At 69.8% G+C, this 20092-nt stretch carries 20 protein-coding genes, 1 tRNA gene and 1 pseudogene; 13 read left to right on the top strand and 9 right to left on the bottom strand.

Going from position 1 to position 20092, the window contains the following annotated elements; translation table 11 throughout:
* The first annotated feature begins 29 nt into the window (after positions 1-29).
* The 3 genes from ABZU52_RS00665 to ABZU52_RS00655 are packed head-to-tail and all read left to right on the top strand — an operon-like array spanning position 30 to position 2372.
* Complete coding sequence (locus tag ABZU52_RS00665; protein ID WP_354968991.1) at positions 30-554, top strand: MauE/DoxX family redox-associated membrane protein; 525 nt, start codon at positions 30-32, stop codon at positions 552-554.
* Complete coding sequence (locus ABZU52_RS00660) at positions 547-1263, top strand: thioredoxin domain-containing protein (protein WP_354968990.1); 717 nt, start codon at positions 547-549, stop codon at positions 1261-1263. The genes ABZU52_RS00665 and ABZU52_RS00660 overlap by 8 nt, the downstream gene beginning before the upstream one ends.
* On the top strand, positions 1260-2372 hold the full coding sequence (locus ABZU52_RS00655; protein WP_354968989.1) for a hypothetical protein: 1113 nt from the start codon (positions 1260-1262) through the stop codon (positions 2370-2372). The genes ABZU52_RS00660 and ABZU52_RS00655 overlap by 4 nt, the downstream gene beginning before the upstream one ends.
* Here the strand turns inward: ABZU52_RS00655 and ABZU52_RS00650 are convergent.
* Genes ABZU52_RS00650 through ABZU52_RS00635 form a run of 4 tightly spaced genes read right to left on the bottom strand, consistent with a single transcriptional unit; the run spans position 2356 to position 5020 of the window.
* Positions 2356-3114, bottom strand: coding sequence for an ABC transporter ATP-binding protein (locus ABZU52_RS00650; RefSeq protein WP_354968988.1), 759 nt, complete (start codon positions 3112-3114; stop codon positions 2356-2358). The two genes, ABZU52_RS00655 and ABZU52_RS00650, sit on opposite strands and share 17 nt — an antisense overlap.
* Positions 3111-3881, bottom strand: a complete 771-nt coding sequence (gene cbiQ, locus ABZU52_RS00645; protein WP_354968987.1) for a cobalt ECF transporter T component CbiQ — start codon at positions 3879-3881, stop codon at positions 3111-3113. Before cbiQ ends, ABZU52_RS00650 begins: the two co-directional genes overlap by 4 nt.
* Positions 3882-3896: 15 nt before the next feature.
* Entirely contained in the window at positions 3897-4307 is a 411-nt protein-coding gene (locus ABZU52_RS00640; protein WP_354968986.1) for a PDGLE domain-containing protein, read from the bottom strand.
* Positions 4304-5020 carry an energy-coupling factor ABC transporter permease gene (locus ABZU52_RS00635; protein ID WP_354968985.1) on the bottom strand — a complete coding sequence of 239 codons (717 nt, stop codon included), beginning with the start codon at positions 5018-5020 and terminating at the stop codon, positions 4304-4306. Before ABZU52_RS00635 ends, ABZU52_RS00640 begins: the two co-directional genes overlap by 4 nt.
* A 194-nt stretch (positions 5021-5214) precedes the next feature.
* Here ABZU52_RS00635 and bcp point away from each other — a divergent pair, with 194 nt between their 5' ends.
* From bcp to ABZU52_RS00615, 4 genes are all read left to right on the top strand, one after another.
* Positions 5215-5691: a thioredoxin-dependent thiol peroxidase gene (gene bcp / locus ABZU52_RS00630; protein WP_354968984.1), complete on the top strand. Its 477-nt coding sequence runs from the start codon at positions 5215-5217 to the stop codon at positions 5689-5691.
* 29 nt (positions 5692-5720) lie between these two features.
* The gene (locus tag ABZU52_RS00625) at positions 5721-6647 is read left to right on the top strand and encodes a hypothetical protein (RefSeq protein ID WP_354968983.1); all 927 of its coding nucleotides are present in this window, start codon (positions 5721-5723) and stop codon (positions 6645-6647) included.
* Positions 6633-6715: transfer RNA gene (locus ABZU52_RS00620), tRNA-Leu, on the top strand. The genes ABZU52_RS00625 and ABZU52_RS00620 overlap by 15 nt, the downstream gene beginning before the upstream one ends.
* Before the next feature lie 80 nt (positions 6716-6795).
* Positions 6796-7323 (top strand): GNAT family N-acetyltransferase, encoded by a 528-nt coding sequence (locus ABZU52_RS00615; RefSeq protein WP_354968982.1) that lies wholly within the window; start codon positions 6796-6798, stop codon positions 7321-7323.
* A gap of 4 nt (positions 7324-7327) precedes the next feature.
* Here the strand turns inward: ABZU52_RS00615 and ABZU52_RS00610 are convergent, their stop codons facing one another.
* From ABZU52_RS00610 to ABZU52_RS00600, 3 genes and pseudogenes are all read right to left on the bottom strand, one after another.
* Positions 7328-8314 (bottom strand): expansin EXLX1 family cellulose-binding protein, encoded by a 987-nt coding sequence (locus tag ABZU52_RS00610; protein ID WP_354968981.1) that lies wholly within the window; start codon positions 8312-8314, stop codon positions 7328-7330.
* Between the two features lie 99 nt (positions 8315-8413).
* Positions 8414-8509: pseudogene (locus tag ABZU52_RS00605) on the bottom strand (MOSC domain-containing protein); the annotation flags it as partial.
* A 4-nt stretch (positions 8510-8513) separates the two neighbouring features.
* The gene (locus ABZU52_RS00600; protein ID WP_354968980.1) at positions 8514-9410 is read right to left on the bottom strand and encodes a class I SAM-dependent methyltransferase; all 897 of its coding nucleotides are present in this window, start codon (positions 9408-9410) and stop codon (positions 8514-8516) included.
* Positions 9411-9466: 56 nt separating this feature from the next.
* Here ABZU52_RS00600 and ABZU52_RS00595 point away from each other — a divergent pair, with 56 nt between their 5' ends.
* Together ABZU52_RS00595 and ABZU52_RS00590 are read left to right on the top strand one after the other, a co-directional pair.
* Positions 9467-10540 carry an LCP family protein gene (locus tag ABZU52_RS00595; RefSeq protein ID WP_354968979.1) on the top strand — a complete coding sequence of 358 codons (1074 nt, stop codon included), beginning with the start codon at positions 9467-9469 and terminating at the stop codon, positions 10538-10540.
* A gap of 201 nt (positions 10541-10741) precedes the next feature.
* Entirely contained in the window at positions 10742-12175 is a 1434-nt protein-coding gene (locus ABZU52_RS00590) for a sugar transferase (RefSeq protein ID WP_354968978.1), read from the top strand.
* 9 nt (positions 12176-12184) lie between these two features.
* Here the strand turns inward: ABZU52_RS00590 and ABZU52_RS00585 are convergent, their stop codons facing one another.
* Entirely contained in the window at positions 12185-13447 is a 1263-nt protein-coding gene (locus tag ABZU52_RS00585; protein ID WP_354968977.1) for a DUF1501 domain-containing protein, read from the bottom strand.
* A gap of 19 nt (positions 13448-13466) precedes the next feature.
* Positions 13467-14735 carry a DUF1800 family protein gene (locus ABZU52_RS00580; RefSeq protein WP_354968976.1) on the bottom strand — a complete coding sequence of 423 codons (1269 nt, stop codon included), beginning with the start codon at positions 14733-14735 and terminating at the stop codon, positions 13467-13469.
* A gap of 426 nt (positions 14736-15161) precedes the next feature.
* On the opposite strand from ABZU52_RS00580, the gene ABZU52_RS00575 reads away from it, so the two are divergent.
* Genes ABZU52_RS00575 through ABZU52_RS00560 form a run of 4 tightly spaced genes read left to right on the top strand, consistent with a single transcriptional unit; the run spans position 15162 to position 20091 of the window.
* Entirely contained in the window at positions 15162-16427 is a 1266-nt protein-coding gene (locus tag ABZU52_RS00575) for a glycosyl transferase family 1 (RefSeq protein WP_354968975.1), read from the top strand.
* Entirely contained in the window at positions 16420-17940 is a 1521-nt protein-coding gene (locus tag ABZU52_RS00570; RefSeq protein WP_354968974.1) for an O-antigen ligase family protein, read from the top strand. Before ABZU52_RS00575 ends, ABZU52_RS00570 begins: the two co-directional genes overlap by 8 nt.
* Positions 17870-18907 carry a glycosyltransferase gene (locus tag ABZU52_RS00565; protein ID WP_354968973.1) on the top strand — a complete coding sequence of 346 codons (1038 nt, stop codon included), beginning with the start codon at positions 17870-17872 and terminating at the stop codon, positions 18905-18907. The genes ABZU52_RS00570 and ABZU52_RS00565 overlap by 71 nt, the downstream gene beginning before the upstream one ends.
* A gap of 53 nt (positions 18908-18960) precedes the next feature.
* Positions 18961-20091 (top strand): glycosyltransferase family 4 protein, encoded by a 1131-nt coding sequence (locus ABZU52_RS00560; RefSeq protein ID WP_354968972.1) that lies wholly within the window; start codon positions 18961-18963, stop codon positions 20089-20091.
* Position 20092 lies beyond the last annotated feature (1 nt).

Genomic DNA, 20092 nt, shown 5'->3' with positions numbered 1-20092 from the left:
CGGAACTTCCGGCGCGGACGGGACGACAAATGAGCGTGACTGCACCTTCCCCCCGGGGCGGCCGTTGGCCGGTGATCCGCCCCTGGCTCGGCATCGCGGCCCGACTCGGCCTCGCCGCCGTCTGGCTGGTCGCCGGCGCGTCGAAGGTCAGCGACCTGGCCGCCTCCGGGCGGGCGGTCAACGCGTACCAGGTGCTGCCGTACGACGTGGCGACAGTGGTCGGCGCGGCGCTGCCCTTCGTCGAGCTGGCGTTGGGCGTGCTGCTGCTGCTCGGGCTGGCCACCCGGCTCGTCGCCGGGGTCTCCGCCGCGCTGCTGGTGGTCTTCATCGCGGGCATCGCCTCGGCCTGGGCGCGGGGGTTGGCCATCGACTGCGGCTGCTTCGGCAGCGGCGGGCAGTTGGCGGCGGGGCAGGCACCCAGTTACCTCCCGGAGATCCTCCGCGACCTGGGATTCTTGATTCTGGCCGGATTTTTGCTGATCTGGCCGCGTACGCCGGTATCGGTGGACGGGTGGTTGTCCGGCGAACCCGTTGTGGAGGACGAGGATGAGTAGTCGCAAGGGGCAGCGGGACGCCGCCCGGGTGGTCCGCGAGCAGTTGGCCCGCGAGCGGCGCCGCCGCCGCACGATCTGGGTCTCCGCCGCCGCGGTCCTCGTCCTGGTCATCGCCGGCGTCATCGGCTGGGCCGTCTGGTCCAACCAGCGCGCCGCCGACTTCACCACCCCGCCCGGCGCCAACGCGGCCGGCACCGGCATCGTCACCGGCGGCGGCCCGGTCACCGTCGACGTCTACGAGGACTTCCTGTGCCCGGTCTGCAAACAGTTCGAGCAGACCAGCGGGTCGACGCTCGAACAGCTGGTGGCCGAGAACAAGGCGACTGTGGTCTACCACCCGGTCGCGTTCCTCAACCGCTTCTCCACCACCGAGTACTCCACCCGCTCCTCGGCCGCCTCGGGCTGCGCCGCCGCGGGCGGCAAGTACCACGAGTACGCCAAGGCGCTCTTCGCCCAGCAGCCGCCGGAGGGCAGCGCCGGGCTCACCAACGACCAACTCATCGACATCGGCACCAGCGTGGGCCTCGACCGGGGCTCCTTCGGCAGCTGCGTGAAGGACGACACGTACCGGACCTGGACCGAGCACGTCACCGAAGACGCGAGCCGGAGCAACGTCACCGGCACGCCAACCGTCAAGGTCAACGGTAAGCGCCTCGACAACCCGACCCCGGACGCGCTCACCGCAGCCGTGGCGGCGGCCGGCAAGTGATCCGTACCCTGCTGGGCCGCGCCGGCCTGGTCGCCGCCGCAGCCGGCCTGGTGACAGTGATCGGCGCGGCGCCTGCCGCCGCGCACGGCGCGGACGCGCCGGACGGCACCGACTACCGCACCCGGACCACCGGGGTCGCGCCGGCGCGGCCAGGGCTTGAGGTACGCGTCATCGAGGCGGGCGCCCGACTGGAGCTGACCAACCGCACCGGCCGCGACATCGAGGTCATCGGCTACTCCGGTGAGCCCTACCTGCGCGTCGGCCCGGACGGCGTCTTCGAGAACAGCCACTCCCCCGCCACCTACCTGAACCGCACCATCACCGGGGACACCACCCTCCCGGCCGAGGCCGACCCGGCCGCCGCACCGTCCTGGCGGCGGATCGCCGACGGCACCACGGCCCGCTGGCACGACCAGCGCGCGCTGTGGCAGGAGTCGGCACCACCGGCCGCGGTACGCGCCGCACCGGACCGCGAACAGCGGGTCCGGGACTGGACCATCCCGCTGCGCGACGGCACCGACCCGGTGACGATCGGCGGCACCCTGGACTGGGTGCCGCCACCGGACGCGTACACCTGGTGGGCGGTGACCATCGTGGGGCTGCTCGCGGTGGGCGCGCTCGGCCTGCTCGCCGCCACCGCCCCGGCCGGCGCCCGCGCGTTGTCCGCGCTCGGCGTGTTGCTGATCGTCGGCGGCGCGCTGGCGGTCGTCTACCCGGTGGGACGGGAGTTCGACGCGGGCGCCCAGGGTGTGGGCGGGGTGCTGGTCGGGCTGCTGTCCGGGCAGATCTGGTCGCTGCTCACCGGCCTCGGCGCGATCGCCGCCGGCTGGTACGCGCTGCGCCGCCGCCCCGCCGCCGACTTCGTGATCGCGCTGGCCGGGGCCTGCCTGGCGCTCTTCGCCGGGGCGGCGAACGCCGCCGTGTTCGCCCGCGCCATCGCCCCGGTGCCCTGGTCGCCCACGGCCGCCCGGCTGATGGTGGCGCTCTTCCTGATCACCGGCGCCGGCGCGACAGCCGCCGGCATCCTGCGCCTGCACGCCGCCTCCCGCGCCACCGGGGCCGCACCGCGGGTCGAGCCCGCTGAGAGTGGGTCTACGGCTGCGGGGTGAAGCCGTGGGGAAGCTCCAGGCGGTGCTTCGCCAGCAGGGGGGCGTCGCTGAGCAGCGTGCGGGTGGGGGCGTCGGCGACGATCCGGCCGTCGTCCAGGATCACCGAGCGCTCGCACAGCTCCGCCGCGTACGGCAGGTCGTGGGTGACCATCAACAGGGTCACCGGCAGGCCGCGCAGGATCTCGGCCAGCTCACGACGGGCCGCCGGGTCCAGGTTCGACGACGGCTCGTCGAGCACCAGGATCTCCGGGTGCATGGCGAGCACGGTCGCCACCGCCACCCGGCGGCGCTGCCCGAACGACAGGTGCTGCGGGGCCCGGTCCCGGTGCTCACCCATCCCCACCGCGGCGAGCGCCTCGTCCACCCGGGCGGCCAGCTCGGCCCCGCGCAGACCCAGGTTCGCCGGCCCGAACGCCACGTCCTCCGCCACCGTGGGCAGGAACAACTGGTCGTCCGGGTCCTGGAAGACGATGCCCACCCGGCGGCGCACCTCGGCCAGGGTGGGCCGATCCGGGGTGACCGTCAGCCCGCCGACGCTCACGCTGCCCTCGGTCGGGGTGAGGATGCCGTTGAGGTGCAGCACCAGCGTGGTCTTGCCGGCGCCGTTGGGCCCGAGCAGCGCCACCCGGTCACCACGCGGCACGGTCAGGTCGACCCCCTGAAGGGCGACGTGCCCGTCCGGGTACGCGTAGCGAACGCCCCGAACGTCCAGCGAGACAGCGGTCTGCACGACACCGATCATGACAGCACGACGGCGGTGGCGGCGATGGAGGCCGCCAACACCGGCACGGTCGCCGCGACCAACCACTGACCGACGCTCGCCGCGCCCTCGCCCTGCCACACGGCGGGCATCCGCCCGGTGTAACCCCGGGACAGCATCGCCAGATAGACCCGCTCGCCACGCTCGAAGGCGCGCAGGAACAACGCCCCGATCCCGGCGGCGAAACCGCGCAGCTGCCACAGGAAGCGCGGGTCGTCGCCCCGGGAGATCCGGGCCACCCGCATCCGCCGCGCCTCGCCGACCAGCACGTCCAGGTAGCGCAGCATGAACGTGGCGATCTGGGTGAGCACCTGCGGGCAGTGCAGCCGGTCCAGTCCCACGATCAGGTCCCGGGTGGTGGTGGTCGCGGCCAGCAGCAGCGAGACGAGCACCCCCAGGGTGCCCTTGGCCAGGATGTTCCACGCGCCGTGCAGCCCGTCCTCGGACAGGCGCAGACCCAGCACCTCGACCCGGTCGCCGCTGCCGAGGAACGGCAGGGCGACGGCGAACAGCACGAACGGCAGCTCGATCAACGCTCGGCTGAGCAACCACCGCGGTCCCACCCGGGCCAGCGCCGCCACCACGGCCACCAGCACGGCGTACGCCCCGAAGGCCCAGAACGCCTCGCGTGGGGTGGCCACCACGGCGATGGTGAAGACCACCATCGCCACGATCTTCACCTCGGGCGGGAGCCGGTGCACCGGCGAGTCCGACTCGCGGTACAGCACGTGCCCATGACCGGCCCCCATCCGCGTACCCCCTGCTCAGCTGGTTGCTTCGGCGCGGGCCGCCGTGGCGTCGCCCTCGGCGGGCGTGGCCGCGTCACCCTCGGACGGGGTACCGCCCCGACGGCGCAGCAGCCAGAACCCGCCGGCGCCGATCGCGAAGGTGACCAACACGCCGAGCACCCCGGAGAGGCCGGTGGAGACGAAGCTGTTCTCGACCCCCCGTACGCCGTAGTCGGCGAGCGGGCTGTCCCCCAGCTCGTGGTCCTTCGCCTGCTGGGCCGGGCAACTGCCGGCGACGATGTTGTTGTCGGCGTCGACGGTGCAGCCCTTGAGCAGGGACGAGTCCAACCCGTCCGGGTGGGACGACGCGTAGTTGCTCACCACCCCGGCGAGCAGCAGGGCGACCAGCAGGCCACCGGCCAGGAAGGCCCAGGAACGGTTCTTCATCGGACACCTCCGGCGACCGGGACGGCGGGGGCGGCGGGCGTACGCAGGGAACGCAGCGCGTACACCAGGTCAGGGCGTACCTTCGCGACGGTGAGCACCGTGGTCGCGGTGATCAGGCCCTCGCCGATGCCGATCAGCAGGTGGACACCGGCCATGGTGCCGGCCAGGCCGCCCAGGTTGTTGCCCAGGTTGGTGGTGCCGCCCAGCCAGTACTCCAGGACGAAGCCCTGCGACGCCACCACCACGCTGACCGTCGCGGCGACGAACGCGGTCACGGCCAGACCGGCCCGCGTGCGGGGCAGCACCCGCAACAACAGCGCGATCAGCGCGTACGCCGCGGCGGTGCCGAGCAACGCCATGTTCGTGATGTTGAGGCCGAGCATCGCCACGCCGCCGTCACCGAAGATCAGCGCCTGGACGACCAGCACCACTGCCACACAGAGCGCGCCGACCCACGGGCCGACCAGCATGGCGGCGAGCGCACCACCGAGCAGGTGGCCACTGACACCGGCCGTGAAGATCGGGAAGTTGAGCATCTGGACGGCGAAGATGAACGCCGCCACCAGGCCGGCCATCGGGGCCAGCCGATCGTCCAGGTCGCGTCGACCGCGCAGCACGCAGGCGGTGAGCGCGGCAAGAGCGAGCGCAGCGAAGATCGCTGCGACGGGACCGTCGATGATCCCGTTCGAGATGTGCATCGCCAGTGTCTCCACGCGACCTCCCACGCGTCAGCGGGCCCGACCGGGCCGGCGTGGGTCAGCCTATTTCCCAAGCATCGTTGTTGCCAGACTCTGGCAACAAGGCATGGGCTTGATCACTCCAGGCCAGCCTCCACCAGCGCGCCGCCCCACACGCCGACGCGACTCGCTGGCGGCGGCACCCGCCGGCTCGGCGGTAGGGTCGGGCCATGACCGCGCCCGACCGCCTCTCCCCCGGTGACCCCGCCCCCGAGTTCACCCTCGACACCGACACCGGCGACCAGCTCTCCCTCGCCGACCTGCGCGGCCGCAAGGTCGTCCTGTACGCCTACCCGGCCGCGATGACCCCCGGCTGCACCAAGCAGGCCTGCGACTTCCGCGACTCGCTCGCCTCACTCCAGGCCGCCGGCTACGAGGTCGTCGGCATCTCCCCGGACAAGCCGGTGAAGCTGGCGAAGTTCCGCGAGCGCGACGCGATCACCTTCCCGCTGGTGTCGGACCCGGACAAGGCGGTGTTGACCGCGTACGGCGCGTACGGCGAAAAGCAGCTGTACGGCAAGACCGTCACGGGCGTGATCCGCTCAACGTTCGTGATCGACGCCGACGGCAAGATCGAACGAGCGCTCTACAACGTCAAGGCCACCGGGCACGTCGCCAAGCTCCGCCGCGACCTCGGCCTGGACTGACTGTCGTACCGGCCCGCTACGGTCCGTCAGTGGTCCGATACAAGTACACGCCCGAAGCGCTGGCCGCCGCTGCCGCCGTCGCCCGCAACATCACCGAGGTGATGCGGTTGCTCGGCGTACGCGTCAGCGGTGGCTCGCACGCCCACATCAGCCGGCAGCTCAAGCGGTTCGGCATCGACACGTCGCACTTCAGCAGGCAGGCACACAACAAGGGTCGCAGCGGTGAACGGCGCACCACATCAGCACAGCTCCTGGTTGTGCTACCCGAAGGATCCCGCCGGACGCCCGGCGCGCGGTTGAAGTGGGCGCTGGGCACTCTCGGCGTGCCGGAGGAGTGCGAGGGGTGCGGGATAGGGCCGGTGTGGCGAGGCGCGTCCCTCATCCTGCACGTCGACCACATCAGCGGGGACTTCCTCGACAACCGGCCACCAAACCTGCGGCTCCTCTGCCCGAACTGTCACAGCCAGACCGCCACCTACGCCGGTCGGCGGAACCGAGCCCGTGACCTCGCCATTCCCCTCGGAACGGCGACCGGTCACGAGGAACGCTCGCACGAGACAGCCGGTTCCGGTCGGCGACCAGCAACCCGAGGGGAGCTCGTCGATCTGTTCGGTCGGGTCGACGCGCAAGAGATGACGGCCCTCGATGCGGCACGACAGCTGGGCTGTCAGCCGGCATACCTGTACAAGGTCCGGCGCAGCCTCGAGCAGGAGGGCGTGCTGGCGCCGCGTCCGGACCGCAGCTGGCGGTCAAGGGCTCATCGCGACGTGGTAGTTGAACAGGCGCTGGCCAATCCGGATGCTGGCCCGAAGCGGCTGTCGGAGATTCTCCGCAATCTGCCTGGCGGACCGTGCAAGGTGAGTCATGGCACGATCTCGACCATTCTCAAGGAGGCCGGGCTCAACACCGTCGGAGCCCGACGTTCTAGACTCGGGGAGTTGGCGGGAGTGGCGTAACGGCAGCCGCGCAGGTCTTAGGAACCTGTATCCGGAAGGATGTGGGGGTTCGAATCCCCTCTCCCGCACAGGTAAACGAACACCACGGGTTGTCGGGCGCGTCACTGTTGCGGGTAGCGGGCCTGGTCGTCGGGTCAGGATGGCCAGCGTGACTCTGCGCTTCGTCCTCGACCCCGACCTGACCCCGCAGCTGCGTGCCGAGATCGTCGACCTCTGGGTGGACGTCAGTAACGCGGGCGGCGCGGTCGGCTTCGTGCCACCGGTCACCGCCGCCGACGTGCGCGTGATCGCCGATCCGACCTTCGCCGGCATCGTCGACGGGCCGGACCGCCTGCTGGTCGGCTACGTCGGTGACCGACTGACCGGCATGTTGATCTTCGGTGACAACCGGTTCCCGCTCACGGCGCACTGGTGTGTGTTGAAGCGGGTGATGGTCCACCCGGACACCCAGGGTTCCGGTTACGGCTCGGCGCTGATGGTGGAGGCCGCCCGGCTGGGCAGGGCGTTCGGCCACGAGGCGCTGCACGTCACGGTGCGCGACGGGCTGGGGTTGGACAAGTTCTACGCTCGCCTCGGGTACGAGGAGGTCGGCCGGTTGCCGGGCGCGTTGCGGGTGGCCCCCGACGACGACCGGGACGAGATTCTGATGTGGCTCGATCTGACGGTGGCCGACTGAGCGGTCAGCCCGCGCACCACCGGGCGTTCGCCCGAGCCGAGCTGGTGGCCGGCGCGTCGGTGGCCGGCGCGCTCGTCCTCGCCACCTCGACCGGGCGACGCGTCGGCGTCGGCGTGCTGGCGGGTCGGGTGCTCGGCGGCCGGGTCGACGGGGTTTGACGTCGAGTGGCCGCCCCGCCGCCCGGGGCGTACATCCGGACCGTGCTGTTCTGCACCTGGCCCGGCGCCATCCGGATGCCGCCGACGGTGGCGCGGTTGCCGTACACGTCGCTGATCCGGATGGTGAACGGGCCGGGCCCGGCGCCGGAGGCGATCAGCCAGTAGTTGTAGTCCTGCCGGGCGGCCGACTGCCAGGGGCCGCTGTCACCCTGCCGGACCTCGACGGACCGCAGCGGGTTGCCGTGGTTGCCGACGCGGACGGCGAACCACCACTGCGACGCGCCCTCCTTGATCCGAAAGGTGAGTGGTCCGGGCAGTGGCGGGTTGACCACTGCGCGGTAGGTGACCGGTACGAGGCCCTGGACCGGGTCGGCGATCCGGGCGAACGCCTCGCGGGACAGGTCGAGGTGGCCGGGTTCGCACTCCGGGCACTGGTCCATGATGAGCACCCGGACGGTGCCCTTCGGGCCGACGACGTCGAGGAATCCGCCGCAGGCGGCGCCGGCGGCGTACTCCGTGGGGCCGAGCGCGACGTAGAGCCGGTTGGCCGGGGCGGCCGGGTTCGAGCAGTTGCCGCCGGCGCCCTTGGAGTCGTAGAAGGTCGCCTTGCCGCTGTGGGTGGCGGTGCCGGTGGGTGGCGCGGCGAGCGTCCGACCGGCGGCGCAGGCCGGGGTGGAGCCGGAGCGCAGGGTGAGGGTGAGCCCGAGCGTCGCCGCGAGGACGGTGACGCCGGCGGCGACCAGCCACGGCTTCGCGCCGGACGACGGCGCGGGCCGATCCTCTGGAGGGTGGTCCAGGTCGATGTTGATGTCGACAGCGCTTCCGTCCGTCACGACGGCGATGCTGCCGGACCCGGGCGCGTACCGACAAGCGGGCTAAGCCAAAGCTAAGACAGCATCGACGGACGGTGACCGTGGGGTGCCGATTGCCGGGTCGCCGGCCAGGCTCCACGGGTGCACGAACGCGCCGTCGTGGTCGAGGCGGTGACAACCCTTGACGGGGTACGTGGAGATCGAGGTCAGCCGCACCCGGCTACCATGCCACGCCGATGCCGTCGCCCGGGTACCAGTGGTTGGCGGGGCTCTCCCGATAGGCGAGGAACCGCCGGCCGGTGCGTTCGGCGTGCTCGGCGAGCACATTGGTGCTGGTGACGTTGTCGGTGAGCAGGATCGCGCCGGGGGCCAGCTTGGGCTCCACGGCGTCGAACTCACGCTTCTCGTGGGCCCGGCTGTGGTCGCTGTCGTGCAGGAAGAGGTCGACCGGGCGATCCAGCGCGCCGATCGAGGCGATCGAGTCGCCGATCACCAGGTCGACGACCTCCGACCACGGCGCGACCCGGGCCAGGTAGCCGGCCTCGGGGTTGATGTCCAGCGAGGTGACCCGGCCCGGGTGACCCTCCTGCGCGTTGCGCAGCAGGGCGGACGCCAGGACCACGCTGCCGAGTCCCTTGTCGACACCGGTCTCGACGATGTGACCTGGGCGGGTGGCCCGGACGAAGGCGTACCAGCCGACGCGTCGGGCATAGCGGACCTTCTTGTCGGCGAGCCCCCGGCGGGCTGCCGTGGCGGTGGCCTGCTCGATGTGGCGCCGCAGCACGTCGTCGGACTCGATTTCGGCGACGTAGCCGCGGACCTGCTTTACCGGGATGTCGCAGACGACGCTGACGAACCAGGTCAGGTGGTGACGGCTGAGCTTGGTCAGCTCGTAGGTGTAGTTGTGATGTTCCCGGGAGGTGACCAGCCACCGGGCCGAGGCGCGCAGCACCTTGGCATCGTGGCGGGCGACCCGGGCGAGCCGCTTGGGGAAGGCGGCGACGGGGGCGAGTGGGGTACGGGCGATGGCTCGGCGCAACTGGGTGGCGTCCACCGCTGCTTCATACCAGGTCCAGGCGAACGTCAGTGGGAAAAGTTTTTTGGTCAGGATGTGCACCCGTATGACCCGGACGGGGGTACGTGGCTGTAACCGAGAATCAGTAGCATCGCGGCATGCAGTATCGCCAGGAGTACGCGGAACCCCAGACCCAGTTCATTGACGCGCAGTCGCCACCTGAGCCGACTGAGGCGCCCACACCGCGGCGTCGCCGCCCTCGGTGGCAAAAGGTCGCCCTGATCACCTTTCTGGTGGTGGCGTTGCTCGGCGGTGGCGGTCTGATCGCAGGCGGGCTCTACTTCCGGTCGATCAATTCCGGGATCGACCGGGTTGACGCGTTCGACGGTGTGCCGGAGGAGTCTCGGCCCCAGGTCGTCGCTGAGGGTGCCATGAACATCATGATCCTCGGCAGTGACTCCCGTGACCCGGAGAACAGCTCCGGCTCCCGGACCGACACCATCATCCTGGCCCACCTTCCGAAGGACCGGCAGAGCGCTCAGCTCATCTCGATTCCTCGGGACAGCTGGGTTAGCGTGCCGGAATCGCCGCAGGGACGCGGCGGTCGGGACGCCAAAATCAACGCCGCGTTCGCCTGGGGTGGCGTTCCGCTCATGGTGCAGACCCTGGAGAAGTTCACCGGCGTCCGCATCGACCACGTGGCGATGGTGGACTTCGCGGGCTTCAAGGAGATCGTGGACGCGCTCGGTGGTATCGACATCACCGTGGACAAGCCCTTCACGTCGAAGCACTCGTTGAACCCGGACGGCCGGCGGGAGTTCGTTGCGGGCCCGCAGGTCATGGACGGGGCAACCGCGCTGGACTACGCCCGCGAGCGGTACGCGTTCGCCGAAGGCGACTTCACCCGGATCAAGCATCAGCAGCAGGTCATCAAGGCGATCCTGGACAAGGCCGTTTCCGGCGGCACGCTCGCCAGCCCGACCAAGTTGAACTCGTTCATTCGGGCCACCGCCGACGCTGTCGCCGTCGACCAGTCGATGTCCCTGGTTGACCTGGCAATGCAGCTGCGGCATATGCGCAGCGGGCAGCTCGGCTTCTTCACCTGCCCCACCACGGGCACCGGTCGGATCGGCACCGAGAGCGTCGTTCTCGTCGACAAACCGAAGGCCGAGCGAGTCTTCGACGCGGTCCGCCGCGACTCGGTGGACGAGATTGCGTCCGCAGTAAAGTAGCCAGCGGAAATCGACCCTTCGTCTATACCGGCGGGCCTGACCTGGTCGTATCCTTCCCTCGCCCTTCGGCTTGAGGTGTCTAGTTCCGAAGGACTAACGGGGGAAAGGTTGACCATGCCAGGTCATTCAACGACAAGCCGATCGGATAAACCCGCGCAGTGGTCCCATGAGCCCGATCCGGTCGAGCGCACGGCAGAGCCGGTGACGGTTTCCAAGCCGGTGACGGTTTCCAAGAACGTACCGGTACCCCGCCCCGGTCTGGACACCACCGCGGTCCTGCCGTACGCAGGGTCCCGGACCTCGTCCCGGACGCGGTTGCTGCGGGCCTGGATGATGACGGTGCCGATCGACATCGTCGCGCTGCTCTTCCCGCTGGTGATCTCGCAGGACTACTGGCGTGGCACCCTCGTCAACGCGGGGCTCACCATGGCCATCTTCGCGGCCGGCGGGCTCTACCAGGCCCGCCGGCACGTGAGCATCCTGGACGAGCTGCCGAGCATCGTCGGGCGCCTGTTGGCCTCCGCCGCGGTGGTGGCCATCATCGCCGCGGAACGTCACTCCTCGGTGGAGTACGTCGGCGGTTTCATGCGTGGCGTCGCCATCTCGGCCGGTCTGGTGATCGTTGGCCGGGCGCTCAGCCGGGCGCTCACCATCCTGGTGCGCAAGCGTCGTTGGGTGGAGCACAACGCCATCATCATCGGCAGCGGCCCGATCGCCCTGGAGCTGGCCCGGTTGCTGCGCCGCTACCCGCAGTACGGCCTGCGTTTCGTGGGCTGCGTCGACGTGACGGCACAGCAGGATTCCGCTGTGCTTCCGCTCCTGGGCAGCCTCAACGAGCTGGAGAAGCTGGTCCGGGTGTTGAAGGTGGAAGTCCTGGTCATCGCCGACCCGGACTGCCCGGAGTCGGAACTGATGGACACTCTCCTGCGGCCCGGCAGCTCGCGCTGCGACCTGTGGGAGGTGCCGCGCCTGTGGGGGTCCCGCTCGCAGGGTGGGTACCCGGACCACATCGGGGCGATTCCCATCGTCAAGGTCGGTGACATCTCGCTCTCCGGTCCGCGTTGGGCGATCAAGCGGGCTTCCGACGTGTTCTTCGCTGGCCTGGCCCTGTTCCTGCTGAGCCCGGTGCTGCTGCTGTGCGCGCTCGCGACGTTCATTGACGGGGGTCCCGGGATCTTCTTCTACCAGGAGCGGATTGGTCGGTTCGGGAAGCCGTTCAACGTCGTCAAGTTCCGGTCGATGCGCCCGGTCGACGAGACCGAGTCGCAGACGAACTGGTCTATCGCGAACGACCGACGGGTCGGCCCGATCGGTCGGTTCATGCGCCGCACGTCCCTGGACGAGCTTCCCCAGCTCTGGAACATTCTGCGCGGTGACATGAGCGTGGTCGGGCCGCGACCAGAGCGGCCGTACTTCGTGGAGAAGTTCTCCGCCGAATACCCGAACTACGCGATGCGGCACCGGGTCCCGGTGGGATTGACCGGGCTTGCCCAGGTCAGTGGTCTGCGCGGTGACACGCCCATCTCCGACCGGGCACGGTTCGACAACTACTACATCGAGAACTGGTCGCTGTGGCTGGACGTCAAGGTCGTGCTCCGCACGGTCGCCGAGGTCTTCCGAGGCGGCGGTCGGTGACGGCCAGCGTCACCGGGAACTGAGCAGAGGCAATAGCTGGGCCCGGTAGCCACCCAGGTAGCGATCCGGGTCCCCGGCCAACACGTGGGCGAGGACGGTGCCGAAGACGTCGCGGAAGTCCGTCGTCGCCTTGAGGTCGCCGTCGTCCAGGTCGGTCAGGCTGGGCTGCTCACCATAAAACCCACCCGCAACTCCATGGCCAAGGACGAACACCGGCCCGGCTGTGCCGTGGTCGGTGCCGTCGGAGGCGTTCGCCCGGACCCGCCGGCCGAACTCGCTGTAGACGACGACGGTGACCCGTCGGCCGGCCGTGCTACGGCCCATTCGGTCCACGAAGGCGCTCAGCGCGTCATCCAGGTGCCGCAGCAGCGCCTCCTGCCACACCCGCTCGCCAGCGTGGGTGTCGAACCCGCCCAGACTTACCGAATAGACCCGGGTCGGGACCTGGGACTCGACACACCGGGCGACGAGCGCCAACTGGGCGGCGAGCGCGTTGTCGCCGCCCGTACCGGTGGCGGGGACCTCTTCGCCGCCGCTGTGGCCCTGCTCGGCGGAGCCGCTGCCCGCGGACCTCATCACCACACGATTCATAGTGATGAGGTCCGCGTAGGACGCTGCGGCCCGCGCCTGCATCTCCGACTCACCCGGCTCGGCCTGGCCGAGAGCCGAGACCACATCGGGTGAGACGCCCGGCGGCAGGGTGAGCCCCCGATAGCTCACGCAGACGCCGATGCGAGACTTGCCCACCAGCATCGGCGGTAGGGCCGGTTCGAAGCTGACGGCCGTCTCGGTGGCGGCGCTGATCCCGTCGAGCCACCGCCCGACCCAGCCGGTGGGCGCGGGAGTGCCGGGGGACGCGGTCTGCCAGATATCCATCGACTTGAAGTGGCTGCGGTCCGGCTTGGGGTAGCCGACGCCGAGCACGATGCCCAACTGTTTGGCATCCCACAGTCGTTTCATTCCCCGCAGCATCGGATTGAGACCCAGTCTCTGGTCCAGCGGCAGCACCCGCGCCGGCGCGTACGCCAGTTCCGGCCGGGCGCTGTGGTAGGCCGCGTCCGTGTACGGGACGACGGTGTTGAGCCCGTCGTTACCGCCGTAAAGGGTGACCAGGACGAGCGTTGGTAGCCCATCCTCGACGTCGCCGGCTTTGGTCTTCTCGGCGGTCTTGAGCAGTTCGTGGAAGCCCAGCACGCCGGCACCGGCCGCCAACGCGCCGCCGCCGACCACCCCGGAGGAGATGAGGAACCGCCGTCGAGTCAACGCGTCCATGCCTACCCACCCACTCTGGTCACGTCACCAGGTACTCGGGGCTGACCAGCCCGAGCGTCAGCTTCAGTCGGTCGTTGCGGGCGTCGCGCAGCACGGCGTAGGTCCGGTCGGTCCAGCGGTCGACGCAGAGCAGGTGCGCGACGGTTTCCGGTGTCAGGGGACCGGGCCGTGCCAGGTCGACGAGGATACCGGCGATCGTCAGCCGCACCTGGGCGGCGGCAGAGGTCAGCCAGGCGGCACCCGCCGGCCACCCGCCGACGCTGGGCGGGGCGAACGGACGCTGACCCAGCGCTTCCATGGCCCAGTAGATCCGGCTGAACACCTGGTCCGGCATCGCCGCCGGCCGCAGCCCGAGGTGCCGCATGGCGCCGACGAGCCACTCGACGGGCTGTTGGACCATCGTCCCGCGCGTCGCCTGAAATGCCTCATCGCCAAAAAGCACCCTCAGCATCGCCATCGGCGCCGGGAACCCCGCGGCCATCGCCTCCCGGGTGCGTTCCGGGATCGGCTGGGTGGTGGAGGCGTACCGGAACCACAGTCGGGAGGCGATGAACCTCTTGCATGTCGGGTGCTGGAGCAGAAGGTCGACCAGACCATTGGCGTCGAAGTTCGCGGTGGCAACGAGGATCGTCTTGCGGCCGGTGTCGCGGTGCTTCGGTTCGGAGACCAGCGTCTCGCGGTCAAGGATGACCCGCCAGCCCGCCAACGCGCGACCGGCCTCCTTGATGTCCCGTTCGGTGTACTGCCCGACGCCGAGCATGAACAGCTCGAACAGCTCGCGGGCGAGGTTCTCGTTCGGTGCGGCCTTCTTGTTGTGCTGCCCGTCCAGCCAGTAGACCAGCGCCCGGTCGAGCACCATTCGGTGCGCCAGGTCGGCGAAGTCACGCGCCTCGCGAAACGCGCGCAGCTGCCCGAACATGAGCTGGGGGCTGCGCACCTTCGCCACCGAGGTCGCCCAGTGGCCGTGCCAGAAGAATATGAGCTTCTCGATCGCCTGATGGTCGGCCACGGTCATCCGGTCGAGCCACCAACGGGCCAGCGCGACGGTCTGCTCTGTGCGACGCCGGCTACCCACAACCTGCTGGGCTTCGGTGGCGCGGGGCAGGAGTGCGAACGGGTCGGGCCCCAGATTGGGCACCGGCGCGCTGGTCGCGCCGACATCCGGGCCGGCCGGGGCCACCAGACCGGACAATGTCGATGCGTAGCCGAGTTGGCGTGCGGCACCTACCTCCGCCGCGGTAGGCCCGAACCCGGCCCGCCGAAGCAGAAGGACGATGTCGTCGGTCATGCGTCCACAGTAAGGGAGTGTCGGCATTCCCCGCAGACGGGCCGGAACCGGTTGCTCGGTGCCACAAACTGACCGAAGAGCCATTTCATCGGCGTCAGCTGGATCGCCAATCGGGCCGAAAACCATACATACAGTGCGGACTTCTGCTGCCTGGGGTGTGCCCTCCCGACCGGGACGTTCGGGCCACCATTGACAGGAGGGCCGGCGTTGAGGTCTATTAACCCGGGCTTGACGGGCAGCCCTCGGTGCTGCCCGTCTGCGGGTGCGTCCGGCACAGCCACGTCGGGCTGGTGGAGCGCGCCAAGCCGAACGGGGACCGGAGGTAACGGGGGTGCGTCCCTTGATGCACGCACCACCGCTGCCGCGCGGTCTGCAGACCTGCGGCCGCAGCGCAATCATGTGGCCGGACGAAGCCGGAAGAGACACGTGACGACACCACCTTCGCCCCCGGAATCTCTCTCCGGCGCCGGGTCGGCAGCACCGACGATCCTGGTCCTCGGCACGGCCGAGTGGAACTCTCCGATCGCCACGAACCAGCACTACGTCGTACGGGAACTGGCCCGCGCCTACGACATCCACTTCGTGGAGTCCCTGGGTCTGCGGCGGGTACGGCTCGACGCGAAGGACGTCACCCGCATCGCCAAGCGACTGCGGCACTCGGTTGTCGGGCACGAGAAGACGGCTACCTACCGTCCCATTCCTGACCGGGTCAACGTCATCTCGCCGCTCATCGTGCCGATTCACCAGGCGCCGACACGACTGCCCAATCGCCTGCTGTTGGAGCGGGCGGTGGCCGAGTGGCGGCGCAGCCCGGGCCCGCGGATCCTCTGGACCTTCACGCCCGTCACGTACGACCTTGAGCAGTACGCGGACTACATCCTGTACCACTGCGTCGACATCTTCCAGGCGTTCCCCGGCATCGACGGCTCGGCCGTCTCCGCTGGCGAGCAGAAGCTCGCGAACCGGGCCGACCTGACGATCGGCACCAGCGGAGCCGTCACCGCCCACCTGGCCGACGTCGGTTTCACCGAGGTTCTCACTCTGCCGAACGTCGCCGAGATCGACGTGTTCTCCGCCGCCAGCCAGCCGGCGTCTCAACGGCGTCCCGCCGCGTTGTTCGCGGGGAACCTCACGCCGCACAAGCTGGACTTCGAGTTGCTGCGTACGCTGGCCACCGCGCTCCAGGGGCACGGCGAGCTTCTCCTCGCCGGCCCGATCGCGGCCGGTGGTGGCGGGTTCGACCGCGAGCTGGCTGAGCTCGAACGGCTCGGTGCGCGATACCTGGGAATGCTTTCCCTCGACCAACTCGCCGCCGCAGCGGGCACGTGCACCGTGGGCTTGATCCCGTACTCGCTGAACGACTACACCGCAGGTGTCAGTCCTCTCAAATGTTATGAATACCTCTCTTCTGGGTTGAGCGTGATCAGCACGCCCATTCCGGATGTCGTACAGGCGGCGCAGGCGACCGAACACATCACCGCCGCGCCCTCGACCACTGCCTTCGTTGACGAGGTGCTGGCCCGGATCCGGCCTGTTGCGGACGACGTACTCGCGGCTCGCATCCGGTATGCCAGCGACTTCGGTTGGAGCTCCCGAGGCGGCCTCCTACGCGAGATCGCGGACCGGATGCCTCGGCGTGCCGACGAGGTGGTGACGCGGCCGGCGGGCGACGCTGGAAGGCCCCGTGGCTAGGGTCCGTCCGGCCGCGGCCTGGGCGATCGCGATCGGATCGGCCCCATCGGCTGCGGTCTGCCTGGTGCTCTTCCTCGCCGTGCCGCAGTTCTACCTGTTGCCCGAAGGCAGCACCGACGTCGCGGCGTCGACGGTGGTCACCATTCTGCTGGTGCCGGGGGTGCTGTTGGCGGCTCGGCGCGGCTTGGGTGTCGAGCTGCTCCGCCTCGGCCTGTTCCGCGTCCTGATCGCCCTGCTCGTGGTACGCCTGCTCGCGCTGGCCTGGTCGCCGGACCCGCGAGCCGGCCTGCCACTGATCGCCCTGCTTGGTCAGTTCATCGTCACGCTGACGCTGATGCTCCAGGCCGTCCGCCAGGACCCGGGACTGCTCCGCCGGATTGAACGCTGGTACTGGCCTTGGATCGTGGCCGAGGCGGTGCTCGTCCTCGTCTTCCGGATCCTGCCCGACGTGGAGGACGCGTTCCTACGGTCGATCGCCGGAATCGTCAGCGGGCAGAACACGGTCGCCGCCCTCTTCACGGGAAGCCCGAACAACGTCTTCGACGAGGCAAAATCCGGCGGGGTGTTCGTCAACGCGAACGTCGCCGGGTTGTTTCTCGGTGTGAACGCGGCCGCCGCTTTCGCCGTCGCGGCGGTCACCGGCAATCGCTGGACGCGGGTGGTGGGATTTGTCGCGCTGGCGACGGTGCCTGTCACCGGCTCCAAATCCGCCACGCTCCTCGCGGTCGCCCTGCCCGCGTCCGTTTTCGCCGCCCGGCGGCTCATCCGGGCCCGACGGGCGGCCGAGTCCGGCGCGCTCCGGCACGGCAGCCACCGCCGTCGGCTGAGGCGGGCGCACCGCCAACTGGCGCTCGGGCTCGCCGGCGTGGCTCTGCTCGGCGGCGTCGTGGTCGTGCTGGTCGCGGCCGATCTCAGCTTCACCCAGGCGCTCGCCAAGTCCTTCGGCGACCGGACGGCCATCTGGGGGTTCGGCGCCGAGGCGTTCCTGCGGGATCCGCTACTCGGTCTCGGTTACGGCGGCTGGGACGCCGGCTTCGGGGCGTACGCGCGGGAGCACGACATCTATCGCAGTTTCCCGCCGCACAACGTCCTCTTGGCGGCGTGGGCCGCGACCGGCCTGGCTGGGCTGGTGCTGAGCGCCGTGTTCTTCGCGCTCGCACTACGGCTCGCGGTTCGGGCCGCACGGACCGGCGACGGGCGCTATCGGACCTTCGCGCTCTGGACCACCGCCGCGATCGCCTGGACGCTGATCCATGGTCTAGGCGACAACACCGAGATCTTCGGCGACATCCATCTCATTCCTATTCTTTCGCTGCTGGTCGCCTACCTCATCGTGGGTGACCGCGAGGAGTCGAACGACCATGCAACTGCCCACCGTCGGGATCCTGCGACATCAACAGTTCCTGCCGTCGGAGACGTTCATCCCGAACCAGGCTCTGGCGATGCGCAGCTTCCGGCCGCTGTTCGTGGGCCGCGATCCGGTCCCGACCAGGCCGGGGACCGAGTCGGTTAGCGTCGCCGAGTTCGGCAGGCCCGCTGTTCTGTCGTACACGCTGACCCGCCGCTCGGAGGCGTTGGTCGGCGCCCTCGCGAAGCGTGACACCGCGCTGCTGCACGCTCACTTCGGCGTCGAGGGCGTGTACGCGGTTCCCACCGCCAAGGCGCTGAAGGTCCCGCTGGTCACCACCCTGCACGGCTTTGACGTGACGGTCAGTCGGGCGAAGATGCTGGCCTCGAAGAAGCCCTCATGGTTGAACTACGTCACCTGGCGGCACTCTCTCTTCGCCGAAGGCACCGTGTTCATCTGCGTGTCCGAACACATCCGACGGCGCGCCGTGGAATGGGGTTACCCGGCCGAGCGATGCCACGTCCTCCCCATCGGGGTGGACGTCGAGGCCATCCAGCCCGCGGGGCCTGTCGACGCACCCCGGATCCTGCACGTCGCCCGGCTGGTTGAGAAGAAGGGGACGCAGTACCTGCTGCGAGCATTCGCCGAGGTACGCAGGGCGATCCCCGGCAGCGAGCTGGTGCTCATCGGCGAAGGCCCGCTGCGCGACTCACTCACTTCACTCGCCCGGGAACTCGGGGTCGAGGCGGGGGTGCGTTTCCTGGGCGCGCAGAAGCACAGTGACACCCTGCGCTGGCTGAGCCAGTCGACGCTGCTGTGCCTGCCGAGCGTGACGGCCCAGGACGGCGACCAGGAAGGGCTGGGGATGGTGCTTCTGGAGGCGGCCGCCTCCGGTAAGCCGGTGGTCGGAACCCGCCACGGTGGTATTCCCGAAGCGGTGGCGGACGGCGTGAACGGCTTTCTGGTGCCCGAACGTGACGTCGCCGCGCTCGCGGACCGGCTGATCGAACTACTCCGCGATCAGAACCTCTGTGACCGTTTCGGGAAGGCCGGCCGGCAGACCGTCGAAGACCAGTTCAACCTGAGCCGGCAGACCGCCAAACTCGAGTCGTTGTATAGGGACCTACTGTGATCGAGTCAATTCTCATCCATTCCCGGTCGACGCCTCATCACCACACGGGCGGAATGGAGACGCTCGCCTGGCGGCTGGCCGCCGAGTGGGCACTGCACGTCCCGCGGGTCCAGATCGTCACCACGGCGATCCCGGGCCGGACCGGCACGTTCACCGAGGATGGTGTCGAGGTGACGCCGTTGGCGGGCACCCGGCCCGGGCGTTACTCCCACGCCTGGTGGGAGGAGTCCCGAGCACAATGGCTCGCGACCAGCACCCCGCCGAGCGTGGTCTTCTCGGTCAGCGCCGGCTCCTACTCGGCGGTCCGGGAGCGAGCCAAGCACCCCCATACGCCGTTCGTGCTCCAGGTGCACGGCACGTCCGCCATGGAGCTCGGGTCGAAGCTGCGAGCACCCACCGCGCGTTCCCTGGCCGGCACGCCCAAGAACGCCTTTGGCCTGGTCCGCGACCTGGCCCGCTACCGCGACTTCGACCGCCTCGTCGCGGTCGGCGAAAACGTTGTCGAGTCGCTGACCGCCGCACCTCAGAACTGGGCGGCGTCGCCGGACAAGGTGCGCCTGATTCCCAACGGCGTCCGAGCCCAGGACCACGCGTTCGACGGCGCTGCCCGGGACCGGGTCCGGCGCGGGCTGGGCATCGACGAGGAGACCGTGGTGGTCGGGTGCGTCGGCCGCCTGCACGTGCAGAAGCGGGTCGATCGGGCCCTCCAGGCGGCGGCGGTCCTCCGGGACCGTGGCCTCGGCGGCCGCTTCCGTTTCGTGGTCGTCGGTGACGGTCCCGACGAAGGGCGGCTGCGGGGCTTGGTCCGCAAGCTCCAATTGGAGGAGATGGTCCAGTTCACCGGCCGGGTCGACGCCGACGCCGTGCGCGACTACTACTCCGCCGCAGACGTGTCGCTGCTCACCACGGCACGTCTGGAAGGGCTTCCGATGGCGGTTCTGGAGGCGTTGGCGTCCGGCCTGCCGTGCGTCGTCACCGCTGGGTCGATCCGATCGGAGGCTCTGAGCCGGGTGTTGCACGAGGTCGACACTCCTGACTCCGATGCGCTCGCCGACGTGGTGCAGAAGGTGGCGGCGGAGCGGGGGCCGCGCGTCAATCTGCTGCCTCCCACCTTCCTTCTCGACCATTGCGCACGGGACTACCTGGCCGATTTCGCGCAGCTGATCACACAGCGCCAGGCCTGAG

Origin of the sequence: Micromonospora sp. NPDC005220, assembly GCF_040607895.1 — a bacterium.
Taxonomy (GTDB): Bacteria; Actinomycetota; Actinomycetes; order Mycobacteriales; family Micromonosporaceae; genus Micromonospora.
The sequence above is the reverse complement of the archived record's forward strand: the minus strand, read 5'-3'. Positions and strand labels throughout refer to the sequence as shown.